This is a genomic window from Hydrogenophaga flava NBRC 102514 (assembly GCF_001571145.1).
GTDB lineage: Bacteria > Pseudomonadota > Gammaproteobacteria > Burkholderiales > Burkholderiaceae_C > Hydrogenophaga > Hydrogenophaga flava.
The window spans coordinates 162,220-176,539 of sequence record NZ_BCTF01000007.1 but is presented as its reverse complement, the minus strand read 5'-3'; the positions used below and the strand labels follow the sequence as shown (position 1 = coordinate 176,539).

Sequence of the window (14,320 nt, the reverse complement as noted above, 5' to 3'; positions counted from 1 at the left end):
CATTCCGAGCGCGCGCGCGAGACGACGCGCGAGATCCTCGATCGCATCGGCGACAAGTGGAGCCTGTACATCATCGCGACCTTGCGCAGCGGAACACGGCGGTTCAACGAGCTGCGGCGCGAGATCGATGGCATCTCCCAGCGCATGCTGACGCTGACATTGCGTGGACTCGAGCGCGACGGACTGATCACCCGGACGGTGTTCCCGACCATCCCTCCGCGCGTGGACTACGAGCTCACCGAACTCGGTGAGACGCTGCTGGAGCCGGTGATGGCGCTGGTGGCCTGGGCAGAGAAGAACAAGCCGGTCATCGCGGAATCGCAAAAGCGCTTCGATGAGGCGCCCGACCTGCCGCAGGCTGCAGGTCGAGGCGTGGTGTACCGGCAGCTTTGAAAAGCACAAACCCCTTTCGGCCGCCATGTGCAGTGCGGTTCAGTTTAGACGCGGTTGGGGTGGAGGGCGAAGCGAAGTAAAGGATGAGGACCGGGCAAAGCCCGGTCCGGGGGAGATGAGCGCAGTCCTCCACCCCGGCTCAGACCCACCACACAAGCGACCAACAAAAGGGCCCCGCAGCGAAACGCCACGAGGCCAGAAGTGTCTGAAAGACCAGTGCCACCGAGGAACCGGCTTCGCCGGGCCTCTGGTGGCGTCCCCTGGGGGGTGACGCCGCAAGCGGCGCGGGGGGGGTACCTTACTTCGCCGTCGGCATCACAAACTCGGCGCCCTTGCCAATCGACTCCGGCCAGCGCTGCATGATCGACTTCTGCTTGGTGTAGAAGCGCACGCCCTCTTCGCCATACGCGTGCATGTCGCCGAACAGGCTCTTCTTCCAGCCACCAAAACCCTGCCAGGCCATGGGCACCGGGATCGGCACGTTGATGCCCACCATGCCCACCTGGATGCGGCGAGCGAACTCGCGCGCCACGTTGCCGTCGCGGGTGAAGCAGCTGGTGCCGTTGCCGAACTCGTGGTCGTTGATGAGCTTCACGGCCTCGCCGAAGTCGGCTACGCGCACACAGCTCAGCACCGGGCCGAAGATCTCTTCCTTGTAGATCTTCATGTCGGTCGTCACGTGGTCGAACAGCGTGCCACCCATCCAGAAGCCGCCCTCGCAGCCTTCACCGGCCTGCTTGCCGTCGAAGCCGCGGCCGTCCACCAGCAGCTGCGCGCCTTCGGCCTGGCCGGCGTCGATGTAGCCGCTGATGCGGGCGTGGGCGGCGGCGGTGACGATCGGGCCCATCTCGGCGGCCAGGTTCGTGCCGTTGAGCACCTTCAGCGTCTTGGTGCGCTCGATCAGCTTGGGCATGATCTTTTCAGCCACGTCACCCACCAGCACCGCCACGCTGATGGCCATGCAGCGCTCGCCGGCCGAGCCGTAGGCCGCGCCGACCAGGGCGTCCACTGCCTGGTCGAGGTCGGCGTCGGGCATGACGACCATGTGGTTCTTGGCACCGCCCAGGGCCTGCACGCGCTTGCCGTGGTGGGCGCCGGTTTCGTAGATGTAGTTGGCGATGGGGGTGGAGCCGACGAAGCTGATCGCCTTCACGTCCGGGTGCACCAGCAGCGCGTCCACGGCTTCCTTGTCGCCGTGCACGACGTTGAACACACCGTCGGGCAGACCGGCCTGCTTGAGCAGGTCGGCGATCATCAGCGACGGGGTCGGGTCGGTCGGGCTGGGCTTGAGCACGAAGGTGTTGCCGGCGGCAATCGCCACCGGGAACATCCACATGGGCACCATGACCGGGAAGTTGAACGGCGTGATGCCGGCCACCACGCCCAGCGGCTGGCGGATGGTCCAGTTGTCCATGCCGGTGGAGACCTGGTCGGTGAAGTCGCCCTTGAGCAGTTGGGGGATGCCGCAGGCGAATTCGATGATGTCGATGCCGCGGGCCACTTCGCCCTGCGCGTCGGTGAAGACCTTGCCGTGTTCGGCGGTGATGGCGTGGGCCAGCTCGTCCTTGTGCTGGTTGACCAGCTCCAGGAACTTGAACATCACGCGCGCGCGGCGGATCGGGGGCGTGTCGGACCAGGCGGGGAACGCGGTCTGCGCGGCAGCCACCGCAGCGTCCACGTCCGCGGCGTTGGCCAGCGGCACCTGGCCGGTGACGGCACCGGTGGCGGGGTTGGTCACGGTCTGGCTGCGCGTGGCGCTGCCGCCGAAGCGGGCGCCGGCCACGTAGTGCGGAATGTCGGTGACGGCGGGGTGGCGTGCGTTCATGAATGTGTCTCCGGTGGATGGATGCCCGCAGTCTAGGAAGCACCCCCTGTCGATACAAGACCGAAACCTTGAATTGATTGTTCACGTTGGTGAACAATCGAGCCATGAACGAACAGAAGATCCACGAACTCTGGGGACACGTCCACTGGCTCACCGTGCTGGACCAACAGGGCAGCTACACCGCGGCGGCGGCGCGCCTGGGCGTGAGCAAGGCCGCCATGAGCCAGCGCATCGCCGAGCTGGAGCGGCTGGCGGGCGTGGCCCTGGTGCAGCGCACCACGCGCAGCGTGCGCCTGACCGAGGCCGGCCAGCGGCTGGCCGACCAGGCACGACCAGCCTTCGACCAGATCGCCCAGAGCGTGGCCCAGGTGCGCGACCTGGCCGGCGCGCCGCGCGGCCTGGTCCGGCTGACCGCGCCGGTGGCGCTGGCGCGCCAGCAGCTGGTGCCGCGGCTGGCCGAGTTCCTGCGCCAGCACCCGGAGGTGCGCATCGAGCTGAACCTGTCGGACCGGCTGAGTTCGCTGGCCACCGAGGGCTTCGACCTCGCGATCCGCCACACCGCGCACCCGCCGGACACGCACGTCGCCTGGACACTGTGCGCCACACGCTCGGTGCTGGTGGCCAGCCGCGCCTACCTGCGCCGCCAGGGCACGCCCCGGCACCCTGCCGATCTGGTGGAACACAACTGCCTGCACTACCCGCGTTCCCAGGACAACCCAGCCTGGACGCTGGAGCCGCGCGAAGCGCACCTGGGCGAGCGGGTGACGGTGCAGGTGCGCGGCTCGCTGGCGGCCAACAACAGCGAGGCGCTGCGCGACGCGGCGCTGGACGGGCTGGGCATCGCGCTGCTGCCGGACTTCAGCGCGCAGGCCGCCCTGAGAGCCGGCAAGCTGGTGGAGGTGCTGCCCGGCTGGACGCCCGTGGGCTCGTTCGCCGACCGGCTCTATGCGATCCGCCCGTATTCGGCCCATGTGCCGCTGGCGGTGTCGGCTTTGGTGAACTTCCTGCGCGAGGCCTTGGCGGACGGCTTCGGCGATCTGGAGAGCTCTCTCCAGAACAGCGGGCAAACATCACGACACAAAACCTAGGGTTTACCCTATACTGCAGTGCAGCAAATCCGCTGTTTCCGTTAGGAGAGTGTCATGAGCACTGCAACCTTTTCCCATCCCACCCACTTTCTGAGCACCGTCCGCGAGATGTTCGCCGGCTGGTTCGCCACCCGCGCCGCCACCCCGGCCCGCCCGCTGACCCGCTTCGAAGAAGCCGAACAGCTGCGCGCCATGGCCGACGACGTGGCCCAGAGCGACCCGGCGTTCGCGCAAGACCTTTACGCCGCCGCCGACCGCCACGAACTGGGGTAACCCCCGGCGCCGCTGACGCGGCTTCCCCCTACTTCAACATCCATTCGTGCTGGGGGTCGTTCTTGAACACCCAGAAGCGGTTCGGCCCCGCCATCACGTTGAGGTAGTAGAGGTCGTAGCCGTGGGGCGCGACCACCGGGTGGTAGCCGCGCGGGACCATCACCACGTCGTGGTCTTCCACCGCGCAGGCCTCGTCCAGGCTGCGGTCGTCGGTGTAGACGCGCTGGAAGGCAAAGCCCTGCTGCGGGTTGAGGCGGTGGTAATACGTCTCTTCCAGCTGGGTCTCGGTGGGTGGTGCTTCCTGGTCGTGCTTGTGCGGCGGGTAGCTGCTGGAGTGGCTGGCCGGCGTCATCACCTCCACCACCAGCAGGTGAGCCGCCGTCGGGTCGTCGTGCGGCAGGATGTCGCAGACATAGCGCGTGTTCGTGCCTTTGCCGCGCACGCTGCGCTTCATGTTCTTGGGGTCGAGCACCTGCACCTTGCGGTTGCGCGCATCAGCAGGCGCCGTGCACAGCGCCACCTCGGCCGCCCGCACTGCACGGATGTGCACCGCCCTGCCGGACGGCACATAGACCGCGGCCGGCGACACCTCTTCGAACACGCTGTTGCGCGTGCCCAGGTGGCTGTAGGTCTCACCGTCGATGGTGACGTCCACCGTGCCGGTGAGCACCACCAGGCACAGCTCGCGCTCCCCGGTCTCCACAACTTCTGATTCACCCGCCGCCAGGCGCAGCGCCCGGAACCCCACATGGGTCCAGCCGGCGCGCTCAGGCGTGACGTTGACGATCTCGCGCCCGCTGGGCGCGGCCTTGGCAAGCAATGGGCTGACCATGTAGCGTCTCCTGGCAATCAGTTCAGGGCGTCGACCAGGCCGCGCAGGGTCTGGTACCCCTTCTGGGCGTACTGGTAGCTCGGGGCCACCGCCGGGTCCTGTTCGGCCTCCACCACCAGCCAGCCTTCGTAGCCGCTGTCTTTCAGGGTCTTGAGGACGGCGGCGTAGTCGATGCTGCCGTCGCCGGGCACGGTGAAGGTGCCGTTGATCACGCCGTGCAGAAAGCTCCAGCCGTCGTTGCGTGCCTGGGCGATGACGGGGGTTCGCACGTCCTTGCAGTGCACGTGCACCACGCGCTTGACGTGCTTCTTCAGCAGGTCCACCGGCGTGACCGCGCCACCGAAATAGGCGTGGCCGGTGTCGAACAGCAGGAAGACCTTGGCCGGGTCGGTCAGCGCCATCAGCTTGTCCACATCGGCGGGCGACTCGACATAAGCGCCCATGTGGTGGTGGTAGGCGAGCTTGATGCCGTAGGTCTTGAGCAGGTGCTCGCCGAAGGCGTTCAGGCGCTCGGCGTAGGTCTGCCACAGCGCTTCGCTGGCGAACTGCGGGCGCTTGGACACGGGCGTGTCCATCTGGCCCTGCACGGTGCCGGCGCATTCGCCGTAGGCCACGACCTTCACGCCGTTGAACTGCAGCTTGCTCATGTGGGCCTTGCAGCGTTCGATCTCGGCGGCCACGGCGGTGTCATTGGTCTGGCCCGGCTCCAGCTCGGCCAGGAAACCCGAATACCAGCCCGACACGCAGGCCAGGCCGAACTCGTCGAGCTTGGCCTTGAGGCCCGGGCCGTCCTTGGGGAACTTGTTGCCCAGCTCGAAGCCTTCGTAGCCGATTTCCTTGCCTTCTTTCAGCGCGGTTTCCAGCGGGGTCTCGCCGCCCAGGGACGGCAGGTCGTCGTTCATCCACGACAGGGGGTTGATACCGATGCGGACGTTCCAGCTCATGGCGTTGGCTTTCTTTCAGAGGATCAAGGATCAGTTGTTGTGGGGAAGGAGCTTGTCGAGATTGGCGGGCGTGACCAGTTCAAAGGGCACGTCCACGAAACGGGGCACCGGCTGCTGGCGGATCAGCTTGAGCGCGGTGTGCACGGCGCCAGCCCCCTGGCCGGCGGCGTTCTGCAGCACCGTGACCTTGAGGTCGCCCGCCTTCATGGACGCCAGCGCGTCCGGCGTCGCGTCGATGCCGGCGACGACGAAGTCGGGTGTCCAGGCCTTGCCGGCCTTGAGGGCTTCGATGGCCCCGAGGGCCATCTCGTCGTTGTTGGCCACCACCGCATCGAAGCGCTTGCCCGTGTTCGCGGAGGCGGCCAGCAGGTTCTGCACGATGTGGCGGGCGCGGGTGCGGTCCCAGCCGCCCAGGCGCTTGTCCAGGATGCGGATGCCACTGCAGGCCGGACGGGCCAGCACGTCCTCCACGTCCTGCGTGCGGGTGCGGGCCGCCTCGTTGGCGAGGTTGCCCATCAGCACCACGATCTGCCCGCGGCCGTTCAGGCGGCGGCACACCTCTTCGGTCTGCAGCGTGCCCGAAACCTTCTCGTCCGACGCGACCAGGGCCACGCCCGGCGGCAACTGGTCGAAGTCGACCGGCTTGCGGTTGGCGTAGACCAGCGGGATGCGGGCCTGCGTCACCATGTAGGTGATCAGGCGGGTGGACTCGGTGTCCACTGGTACCACCACGATGGCATCGACCTTCTGCGACACCAGGTGGCGGATCTGGTCGAGCCGCGCCGTCTTGCTGCCCTTGGCGTCTTCCAGCTGCACCGTGGCGCCAGTGGCCTTGGCCGCGTCCATCACGCCGTTGCGCAGCAGGGACAGGAACGCGTCCTGCTCGGACAGCGCAAACCCGATCTTCTGGGCCTGCGCCGACAAGGGCAGCAGCGCCGCACCCACCACCAGTGCCAGCCCTTTCAGAAAGCGCTTCATGCCGGTCTCCGTTGTGTTCGCGTCAAAGGCGCTGCTGCGACTGGCCTTGCACATAGGCGGTGTGGGCTGCGCGCACCTCGGCCTGCCCCGACACCTCGGGTACCGCCACCTCCCACCAGCAGCCGCCGTCGGTGGTGCGGGTGTGGGTGGTGTCGATCACGATGACCTGCGTGCGTTTCGCCTGCCGGGCCCGGACCATGGCGGCCTTGAGTTCGGTCACGTCCTTGACGTGTACCGCGTCGGCACCCATGGCGCGCGCGTGCATGGCGAAGTCGATGCTGCTGCGCTCACCGCCTTCGGGCACACAGTCGTCCAGCAGGTTGTTGAACGCGGGGCTGCCCACCGCCGTCTGCAGGCGCTGGATGCAGCCGAAGCCGCGGTTGTCCAGGATCACCACGATGATCTTCTGGCCCAGCAGGACCGAGGTCGCCAGCTCGGAGTTGGCCATCATGTAGGAGCCATCGCCCACCAGCACGATGGATTCCTGCTCGGGCCGGGCCATCTTCACGCCCAGGCCACCGGCCACTTCGTAGCCCATGCAGGAGTAGCCGTATTCCATGTGGTAGTTGCCCGGCAGGCTGGCGCGCCAGAGTTTGTGCAGCTCGGCCGGCAGCGTGCCGGCGGCGCACAGCGCCACGTCTTGGGTGCCGCTGTCCAGGCCCAGCTCCAGCGCCGAGTCGCGCACCGCACCGATGACCTCGGCGTCGTAGGGCAGCATGTCTTTCGGCACGTTGGTGGTCAGCTCGGTGATGCGGGCGTTGGCGGCCGCGGCTTGCTGTTTCGCACGCGCCGTCCAGTCCACGTCGGCGGCCCAGCCGGCCAGGCCCGTTTCGAGCTGGCCCAGGCCCACGCGGGCGTCGGCCACCAGGGCCGCGCCGCTCCACTTGCCGGCGTCATACGGCTGCACGTTCAGGCTCAGCAGCTTCGCCTGCGGGAACAGGGCGTGCGAGCCGGTGGTGAAGTCCTGCAGCCGGGTGCCGACGGCGAACACCACATCGGCCTCGCGCGCCATGTCGTTGGCCCGGGACACACCGTCGACACCGATGGCGCCGAGGTTGAGCGGGTGGTCCCAGGGCAGGCTGCTCTTGCCGCCGTGCGACTCGACCAGGGGCACGCCGTGCGCGTCAACGAAAGCGCGCAGCGCGGCCCAGGCCTGGCTGTAGAGCACGCCCCCACCGGCCACGATGAGCGGGCGCTTGGCACTGCGCAGCAGCGCGATGGCGTTGGCCAGTTCACGGTCATCGGCCGGCGGGCGGCGGAAGCGCAGCACGCCGGGGTTGAGGAAGTCCTCGGGGCAGTCGAAGGCCATGGCCTGCACGTCCTGCGGCAGCGACAGGCAGGCCGGGCCGCAGTTGGCCGGGTCGGTCATCGTCTGGATCGCGCGGGGCAGCGCGGTCAGGATGTGCTCGGGGCGGGTGAGGCGGTCGAAGTAGCGCGTGACCGGGCGGAAGCAGTCGCTGGCGCTGACGTCGCCCTGGCCGAAGCTCTCAATCTGCTGCAGCACCGGGTCGGGGCGGCGGTTGGCGAACACGTCACCGGGCAGCAGCAGCACCGGCAGGCGGTTGACGTGCGCCACCGCGGCGGCGGTGACCATGTTGGTCGCGCCCGGGCCGATGCTGGTGGACACGGCCATGATGCGCTGGCGGAACTGCGCCTTGCTGTAGGCGATGGCCGCGTGCGCCATGGTCTGCTCGTTGTGGGCGCGCAGCGTGGGCAGGCGGTGGCGCTCGGCCGCCAGGGCCTCGCCCAGACCTGCCACGTTGCCGTGGCCGAAGATGGTGAACACGCCACCGCAGTAGGGTTCGATGGAGGTGCGGCCATCGAGGTGCTCCACCTCCACGCGCAGGGCGGCCAGGTGCTTCACCAGCGCCTGTGCCATCGTGAGTCGTTGGGTTTTCATGTCTTGAGTCAGAGTGTTCAGGCCGCGGCGCGTTGGGCGGAGTGTCGGCTTCTCCACGCATCCACCAGCACCGCGAAATTGCGGGCCACCTCGTCGATCAGGGCCGCGTCGTCGATCTCGCCCTTGAACCATTTCAGGGACGCATCGGCCCAGAGCGTACGCCCGACCATGAAGCCCTTGACGATGGGGTTGGTGGCGTTGGCGAAGCTGGCCGCCAGGAAGTCCAGCGGTTGGTTCAGGCCCAGGATGACCGCGCCGCGGCAGTGGCGGTCGCGCTCGCTGATCAGCGCCTCCAGATCGCGCCAGCCCTGCTCCTGCATGGGCGCCAGCTTCCACCACTCGGGCTTGACGCCCAGGTTGTAGAAGCGCTTGACCGCGCGCAGCACGGCGGCGTCGGCGGTGCCCTCGGGCGTCATGCCCTTGGGCGGAATGATTTCTAGCAGCAGTTCGTTGCCGCTCTCGCGCGTGGCTTCCCGCAGCTCCAGCACGGTCTGTTCCTGTTCCAGGCGCAGCTCGAAATGATCGTCCGGGTGGTAGTGCACAAGGCACTTGACGACCTGCTCGGTCGGCCAGTGGATGAGCGCACTGCCGATGGACCTTGTGCCGTCGAAGCGCAGCGGGCGCGAGCCGGGCAACTCCACCGGGCGGCCCACCCACCAGCCGCGGCCGGTGGCGCTGGCCAGCGCATCGCGGCCGTAGTCGCCGCCGTCGATCAGCACGCCGGTGTGGCCCTGCAGCTGGCGGCTGCGCTCCACCTGCTCGGCGGCCTGCACCAGCAGCTTCTTGAGCGCGGGCACTTTCGCATCGCTGGCCCCCGCGGCGCGGGCGATGTCGTAGAACTGGCTGCGGTGGTCGAAGGCCATCACGCACAGGTCGTCCCAGCTCGGGCGCGCGGCGGTGACGCGGTGCAGGTGGGCCAGTTGTTCGTCGGCGTCCACTTTCGGATTGCGGCTGCCACCGAACCAGTGGGCCAGCTCGGCCGGCGTGGGCATGGCGGCGGAGCAGGCGTGGCGCGAGACCACGATGGCGCCGCAGGCATTGGCCACTTTCGTGGACTCGGCCCAGTCCTTGCCCTGCAGCAGGCTGGCCATCAGGCCCGAGAGGAAGGCGTCGCCCGCGCCCAGCACGTTGAGCACTTCCACGCGCTCGCCGCGGTAGGTCGGCGCAGCGTCGATGTCGTCCGGGATGTCCCCCTCGATAACACAGCAGCCCAGCGCGCCGCGCTTGACCACCAGCGTCGCCGTCGGGCAGAGCGTGCGCACCGCGCGCAGGCTGGCGATGAGGTCGCCCGCCACGCCGCCAGCGATGAAGAACTCCTCTTCGGTACCGACCAGCAGATCGAACAGCGGCAGGCTCTGCTGCAGCTGGCGCGTCACGCCGGCGTCGTCGACGAAACGGTTATCGCCGGCGCCGCGGCCGGTCAGGCCCCACAGCACCGGGCGGTAGTCGATGTCCAGCACGGTCACCGTGCCGTGGCGGCGCGCGGCCTCCAGCGCCTTGTGGGCCGCGGCGCGGGTGCCGTCGGTCGACAGGTGGGTGCCGGTGATGGCCAGCGCGCGGCACTGGGCGATGAAGGTTTCGTCGATAGCGGCAGCATCCAGCGCCATGTCGGCGCAGTTCTCGCGCATGAACAGCAGCGGGAAGGTGTCGCGGTCTTTCAGGCCCAGCAGCACCTGGGCCGTGAGGCGGTCCTTGTCGATCTGCACCTGGCTGGTGTCGCAGCCCTCGGCCTGCAGGCGCTCCAGCAGGAAGCGGCCCATCTGCTCGTCCCCCACGCGGGAGATCATGGCGCTGCGGCAACCCAGTCGGGCCACGCCAAACGCCAGGTTGGCCGAGCTGCCGCCCAGGTACATGGAAAAGCTGCGCGCGTCTTCCAGGCGGCTGCCGAACTGCTGGGCGTACAGGTCGACGGCCAGCCGGCCCAGGCAGGCCAGGTCGTGGCGGCGACCGGAGGGGAACGGGAGCGTGGGCATCAGATGGTCACTCCTTCCAGGTCTTCCATCAGCGTCTTCATCTCGGCCCCGCCGGCCATCATGTCCAGCAGGGCTTCCTTGGAGATCTCGGCCTTGGCGTAGGTGCCCAGCGACTTGCCCCGGTTGAGCAGGGTGAAGCTGTCGCCCACCGGGTACGCGTGGTTGGCGTTGTGGGTGATGAAGATCACCGAGATGCCGCGCTGGCGCGCCTTGAGGATGAGCTTGAGCACGTTGGCGCTCTGCTTGACCCCCAGCGCCGCCGTGGGCTCGTCCAGGATCAGCACCTGCGCGCCGAAGTGGATGGCGCGCGCGATGGCCAGGCACTGCTTCTCGCCGCCGGACATGGTGCCGATCATCTGGCCCGCGTTGCGCACGCGGATGCCCATCTCGCCCAGCTTCTCGGTGGCGATGGCCTCGGCGGACACGTGGTCCATCACCGGCAGCACGCCGAACAGCTTGCGCACCGGCTCGCGGCCCATGAAGAAGTTGCGCGCCACGCTCATCAGCGGCACCAGCGCCAGGTCCTGGTAGACGGTGGCGATGCCGGCGTCCAGCGCGTCGCGCGGGGAGCGGAAGCGCACCGGTGCGCCGTTGACCAGGTACTGGCCCTTGTCGGCCAGGTGCACCCCGGCCAGGGTTTTGATCAGCGTGGACTTGCCCGCGCCGTTATCGCCCAGCAGGCAGTGCACCTCGCCCCGCTTGAGCCGCAGCGTCACGCCGTTGAGTGCGATGACCGGGCCGAAGAACTTGGAGATGTCTTCGAGTTGAAGGATGTAGTCGCTCATGGCCATCTCCCCGTTCACAGCCGGCCCATCGCGAAGCGGCGGCGGATGTAGTTGTTGAACAGCACGGCGGCCAGCAGCATCACGCCCAGGAACACGCGGTACCAGTTGTTGTCGATGCTGGTGTAGCCGATGCCGATCTGCACCATGCCGAAGATCAGCGCCCCGAAGGCCGCGCCGATCACCGAGCCGTAGCCCCCGGTCAGCAGGCAGCCGCCGATGACCGCCGCGATGATGGCTTCGAACTCCTTCTGCAGACCGCGGTCGGCGGCGGCGGAACCGGCGTCGGCCACCTGCAGAACGGCGAACAGCGTCGCGCAGAAGGCGGTGAACATGAACAGGCCGATCTTCACCCGCGCCACCGGAATGCCCACGTTCTTGGCCGCGTTCGCGTCGCCCCCCACCGCGAGGATCCAGTTGCCGGCCCGGGTGCGGGCCAGCACGAAGGCCCCCACGGCGGTGAGCACGAACCACCACACCACCACCTTGGGCACGCCGATGGCCAGGGCCGTGCCGTCGTCGCGCGCCGCCATCCAGCCGGCCGCGGCGAGGCTGTCGAACAGGCCAGTCAGCACATGGCCGTGGAACAGGGCCGACACCACGGGGTCGGCCAGCATGGCCTCCTGCAGCACGATGTCGCCGCTGCTTGACAGGATGGTCTTGCCCGTCAGCAGCACCGCCACCGCCAGCGACAGGCCGCGCAGAATGAAGAAGAAGGCGAGCGTGACGATGAAACTGGGCAGGCCGGTCTTGATCACCAGCCAGCCGTTGAGCCAGCCCAGCGCCAGGGCGCAGGCAAAAGCGAACACCACCGCGGCGCTGGGCGCCCATCCCCATTCCAGAATGGGGATGGCCACCATCATCCCGGCGAAGCCGATCATGGAGCCGACCGAGAGGTCGAACTCGCCGGCGATCATCAGCAGGGCCGCCCCCACGGCGATGATGCCCAGGAAGCCCGCCACGGTGCCCCAGTTGACCGTGCCTTCGGCGCTGAACATGCCGGAATCGCCGGCCGCCAAAACGAAGATCGCCACCACGAGCAAGGTGCCCGCAATGGCACCGAACTCGGGGCGGGCAAGCAGCTTGCGCACCGAGCCCACGTTGCGCACGCGCTCGTCGCCCGGCAGGTTCGCGGGCGCGCCGCTCAGGTTTGCACTGGCCATGTCATGTCCTCAAAAAGATGTCTCTGTCTGCGGGCCGGCACCCCACAGCGGCGCCGGCCCTGCACTCACTCAGCGGTACTGGCCCGCGTACTTTTCCACCTTGGGCAGCGTGTCCTTGGTCACGAAGCCGGGGCCCGAACCGATGTGGCGCGCGCCGAAGGCCGGTGCCAGGCCGTACTCGGCAAAGCGGGCCTTGGTCTTGGCGTTGGCCTGGATGGCCTCGGACACCTTCTTGATATCGCTGGTCTTCTGGGCCTTCATGGTGGCCATCACCGCCACCGGGATGTAGCCCTGCAGGTAGGGCTGCTGGTCGATGCCGAACTGGATGGTGCCGGCCTTGATGCCCTTGCCGATTTCATCGGAGAGGTCGAAGGTGGCGAACCAGAGCTTGCCGGCCTGGCCACCCTTCTCCAGCGCCTTGAGCGTCGGGTGCGCCGAGGTCGGGCCCAGCGTCAGCACGGCGCCGGTGCCGGCGTTCTGGCGCAGGTAGGCGCTGACCTTGGACTCGATGGTGGTGGGGTCGTCCCCGGAGTCGATGGTGCTCTTCTTGAAGTCGGCGCCGATGGCCTCGGCAAAGCCGCGGCAGCGGTCGAACGAGGCCGGGTTGGTCGCGTAGTGGTTCACGCACAGGAAGCTCTTGACACCCGCGGCCTTGGCGCGCTCGCCAGCGCCCTTGCCGGCTTCGTACTCGGGCTGGCCCACGTGCATGATCGCGCCCAGTTTTTCGCTCTGTGCCGTGGTGCCGGAGTTGATGGTGATCAGCGGGATCTTCTTGTCGGTGACCTTCTTGAGCGCGCCCTGCAGCACGTTGAAGTCGGCGATGGTGGTGATCACGCCGTCCACGTTCTGCGCCGCGGCCTGCTCGATCAGGCGGGCCATGTCGGCCAGGTCGCCGTTGGCCGGGTTGCGGTATTCGACCGTCACGCCGTAGTCCTCACCCGCCTGCTTGACCGAGTTCTTGATGGTGTTCCACCACGAGTCCGAATCGGGCGCGTGGCTGATGAGCACGTAGCGGCCCTCGGCGTGGGCGGCACCGGCGGCCAGCAGGGCGGCCAGGGCCAGTGTCTTGAGCACGGGGCGCACGGAAGAAGCGTTCATGAATGTCTCCAGTCGTTGGTTGAAGCGAATGCCTGCGTGCCGTCAGGAGCGGACAGACCGGCCCAGCGGTGGCACGGGACGGATGGTAGAACGCGAAGAGAATTTTTCTTCTAGATATTTTCCCTAATGAATGATTTTTTTTTCTATTTTTCCATTTCTCAGCTACAGTGCGACCCATGACTTCTCCCAAGCCCGCCACCCCTGTGGACGAGTTCCTGCAGCGCCTGGTGCAGGAGCACGGACAGCTCAGCCGGCAGCTCAAGCTGATCGGCACCTACATCGAACAGCACCGCGACCACGTGGGGCTGGAGCGCATCCAGGACATCGCCGACCACTGCGGCGTGCAGCCCTCGGCCGTGGTGCGGTTTGCCAAACACTTCGGCTTCTCCGGCTTCTCGGAAATGCAGGCCCTGTTCCGCGCCGGCATCGCCACCCAGATTGCCCCCAGCCGCAGCTACCAGAACCGCATCCGCGAAGCCGTGGCACGCAGCGACCACCCGCTCGACAGCACCAGCATCGCGCAGGAGTTCGTGGGCGGCGCCGTGGCCGGGCTCGAAGAGCTGGGCCGCCATCTGCACGAGCTGCCCATCGACCGCGCGGTGGACCTGCTGGCCCACGCCCCGTCGCTGTGGGTGGCCGGCGCGCGCCGGGCCTTCCCGGTGGCGACCTACCTGGCCTACGCGCTGCAGCACACCGACAAGCCGGTGCAGCTGGTGGACTTTGCCGGCGCCATGCACGTCGGCCAGGTGCGCGGGCTGCGGCGCGGCGACGTGATGGTCGCCATCAGCTTTGCGCCCTACGCCGAAGAGACCATGGACGTGGTGCGGCAGGCGACCCAGGCGGGCGCGACCGTGATCGCCATCACCGACAGCCGCGTCGGCGCCCTGGCCCAGCTGGCCGACGTGGCGCTGGTGGTGCAAGAGAGCGCCGTGTTCGGCTTCCGCGCGCTCTCCAGCACCATGGCCCTGGCGCAGTGCCTGTTCATCGCCCTCGCCTATCGGCTCGAACTCGAATACAAGCCCAGCGGCGCCGCGGCGCGCTGACCCGTTTCCCCTCCCAACCCCACCCTTC

13 protein-coding genes are annotated in these 14,320 nt (G+C 68.1%); 4 read left to right on the top strand and 9 right to left on the bottom strand.

Going from position 1 to position 14,320, the window contains the following annotated elements:
* On the top strand, window positions 1-393 hold a 393-nt coding region (locus HFL01S_RS08570), incomplete at its 5' end, for a winged helix-turn-helix transcriptional regulator (protein ID WP_066257387.1).
* A 298-nt stretch (window positions 394-691) separates the two neighbouring features.
* On the opposite strand, the gene HFL01S_RS08565 is transcribed toward HFL01S_RS08570, so the two are convergent.
* Complete coding sequence (locus HFL01S_RS08565; RefSeq protein WP_066257385.1) at window positions 692-2,218, bottom strand: CoA-acylating methylmalonate-semialdehyde dehydrogenase; 1,527 nt, start codon at window positions 2,216-2,218, stop codon at window positions 692-694.
* Between the two features lie 104 nt (window positions 2,219-2,322).
* On the opposite strand from HFL01S_RS08565, the gene HFL01S_RS08560 reads away from it, so the two are divergent.
* Window positions 2,323-3,306 carry a LysR family transcriptional regulator gene (locus HFL01S_RS08560; RefSeq protein WP_066257384.1) on the top strand — a complete coding sequence of 328 codons (984 nt, stop codon included), beginning with the start codon at window positions 2,323-2,325 and terminating at the stop codon, window positions 3,304-3,306.
* Window positions 3,307-3,360: 54 nt separating this feature from the next.
* Entirely contained in the window at window positions 3,361-3,579 is a 219-nt protein-coding gene (locus tag HFL01S_RS08555; RefSeq protein WP_066257382.1) for a hypothetical protein, read from the top strand.
* A 28-nt stretch (window positions 3,580-3,607) separates the two neighbouring features.
* Here HFL01S_RS08555 and iolB read toward each other — a convergent pair whose 3' ends face one another.
* From iolB to HFL01S_RS08515, 8 genes are all read right to left on the bottom strand, one after another.
* Window positions 3,608-4,411, bottom strand: a complete 804-nt coding sequence (iolB, locus tag HFL01S_RS08550; RefSeq protein ID WP_066257378.1) for a 5-deoxy-glucuronate isomerase — start codon at window positions 4,409-4,411, stop codon at window positions 3,608-3,610.
* Between the two features lie 17 nt (window positions 4,412-4,428).
* A complete protein-coding gene (gene iolE / locus HFL01S_RS08545) occupies window positions 4,429-5,355 on the bottom strand; it encodes a myo-inosose-2 dehydratase (protein ID WP_066257374.1) in 927 nt (308 codons plus the stop codon).
* A 30-nt stretch (window positions 5,356-5,385) separates the two neighbouring features.
* Complete coding sequence (locus HFL01S_RS08540; RefSeq protein ID WP_066257371.1) at window positions 5,386-6,333, bottom strand: substrate-binding domain-containing protein; 948 nt, start codon at window positions 6,331-6,333, stop codon at window positions 5,386-5,388.
* Between the two features lie 22 nt (window positions 6,334-6,355).
* A complete protein-coding gene (iolD, locus tag HFL01S_RS08535; RefSeq protein ID WP_066257369.1) occupies window positions 6,356-8,233 on the bottom strand; it encodes a 3D-(3,5/4)-trihydroxycyclohexane-1,2-dione acylhydrolase (decyclizing) in 1,878 nt (625 codons plus the stop codon).
* 17 nt (window positions 8,234-8,250) lie between these two features.
* Window positions 8,251-10,206 carry a bifunctional 5-dehydro-2-deoxygluconokinase/5-dehydro-2-deoxyphosphogluconate aldolase gene (locus HFL01S_RS08530; RefSeq protein WP_066257366.1) on the bottom strand — a complete coding sequence of 652 codons (1,956 nt, stop codon included), beginning with the start codon at window positions 10,204-10,206 and terminating at the stop codon, window positions 8,251-8,253.
* The gene (locus HFL01S_RS08525; RefSeq protein ID WP_084383165.1) at window positions 10,206-10,991 is read right to left on the bottom strand and encodes an ATP-binding cassette domain-containing protein; all 786 of its coding nucleotides are present in this window, start codon (window positions 10,989-10,991) and stop codon (window positions 10,206-10,208) included. Before HFL01S_RS08525 ends, HFL01S_RS08530 begins: the two co-directional genes overlap by 1 nt.
* Window positions 10,992-11,005: 14 nt before the next feature.
* Entirely contained in the window at window positions 11,006-12,151 is a 1,146-nt protein-coding gene (locus tag HFL01S_RS08520; RefSeq protein WP_066257362.1) for an ABC transporter permease, read from the bottom strand.
* A gap of 69 nt (window positions 12,152-12,220) precedes the next feature.
* Window positions 12,221-13,249: a sugar ABC transporter substrate-binding protein gene (locus HFL01S_RS08515; protein ID WP_066257361.1), complete on the bottom strand. Its 1,029-nt coding sequence runs from the start codon at window positions 13,247-13,249 to the stop codon at window positions 12,221-12,223.
* A gap of 176 nt (window positions 13,250-13,425) precedes the next feature.
* Between HFL01S_RS08515 and HFL01S_RS08510 the strand changes: the two genes are divergently transcribed.
* Window positions 13,426-14,292 (top strand): MurR/RpiR family transcriptional regulator, encoded by an 867-nt coding sequence (locus HFL01S_RS08510; protein WP_066257359.1) that lies wholly within the window; start codon window positions 13,426-13,428, stop codon window positions 14,290-14,292.
* Window positions 14,293-14,320: the final 28 nt, after the last annotated feature.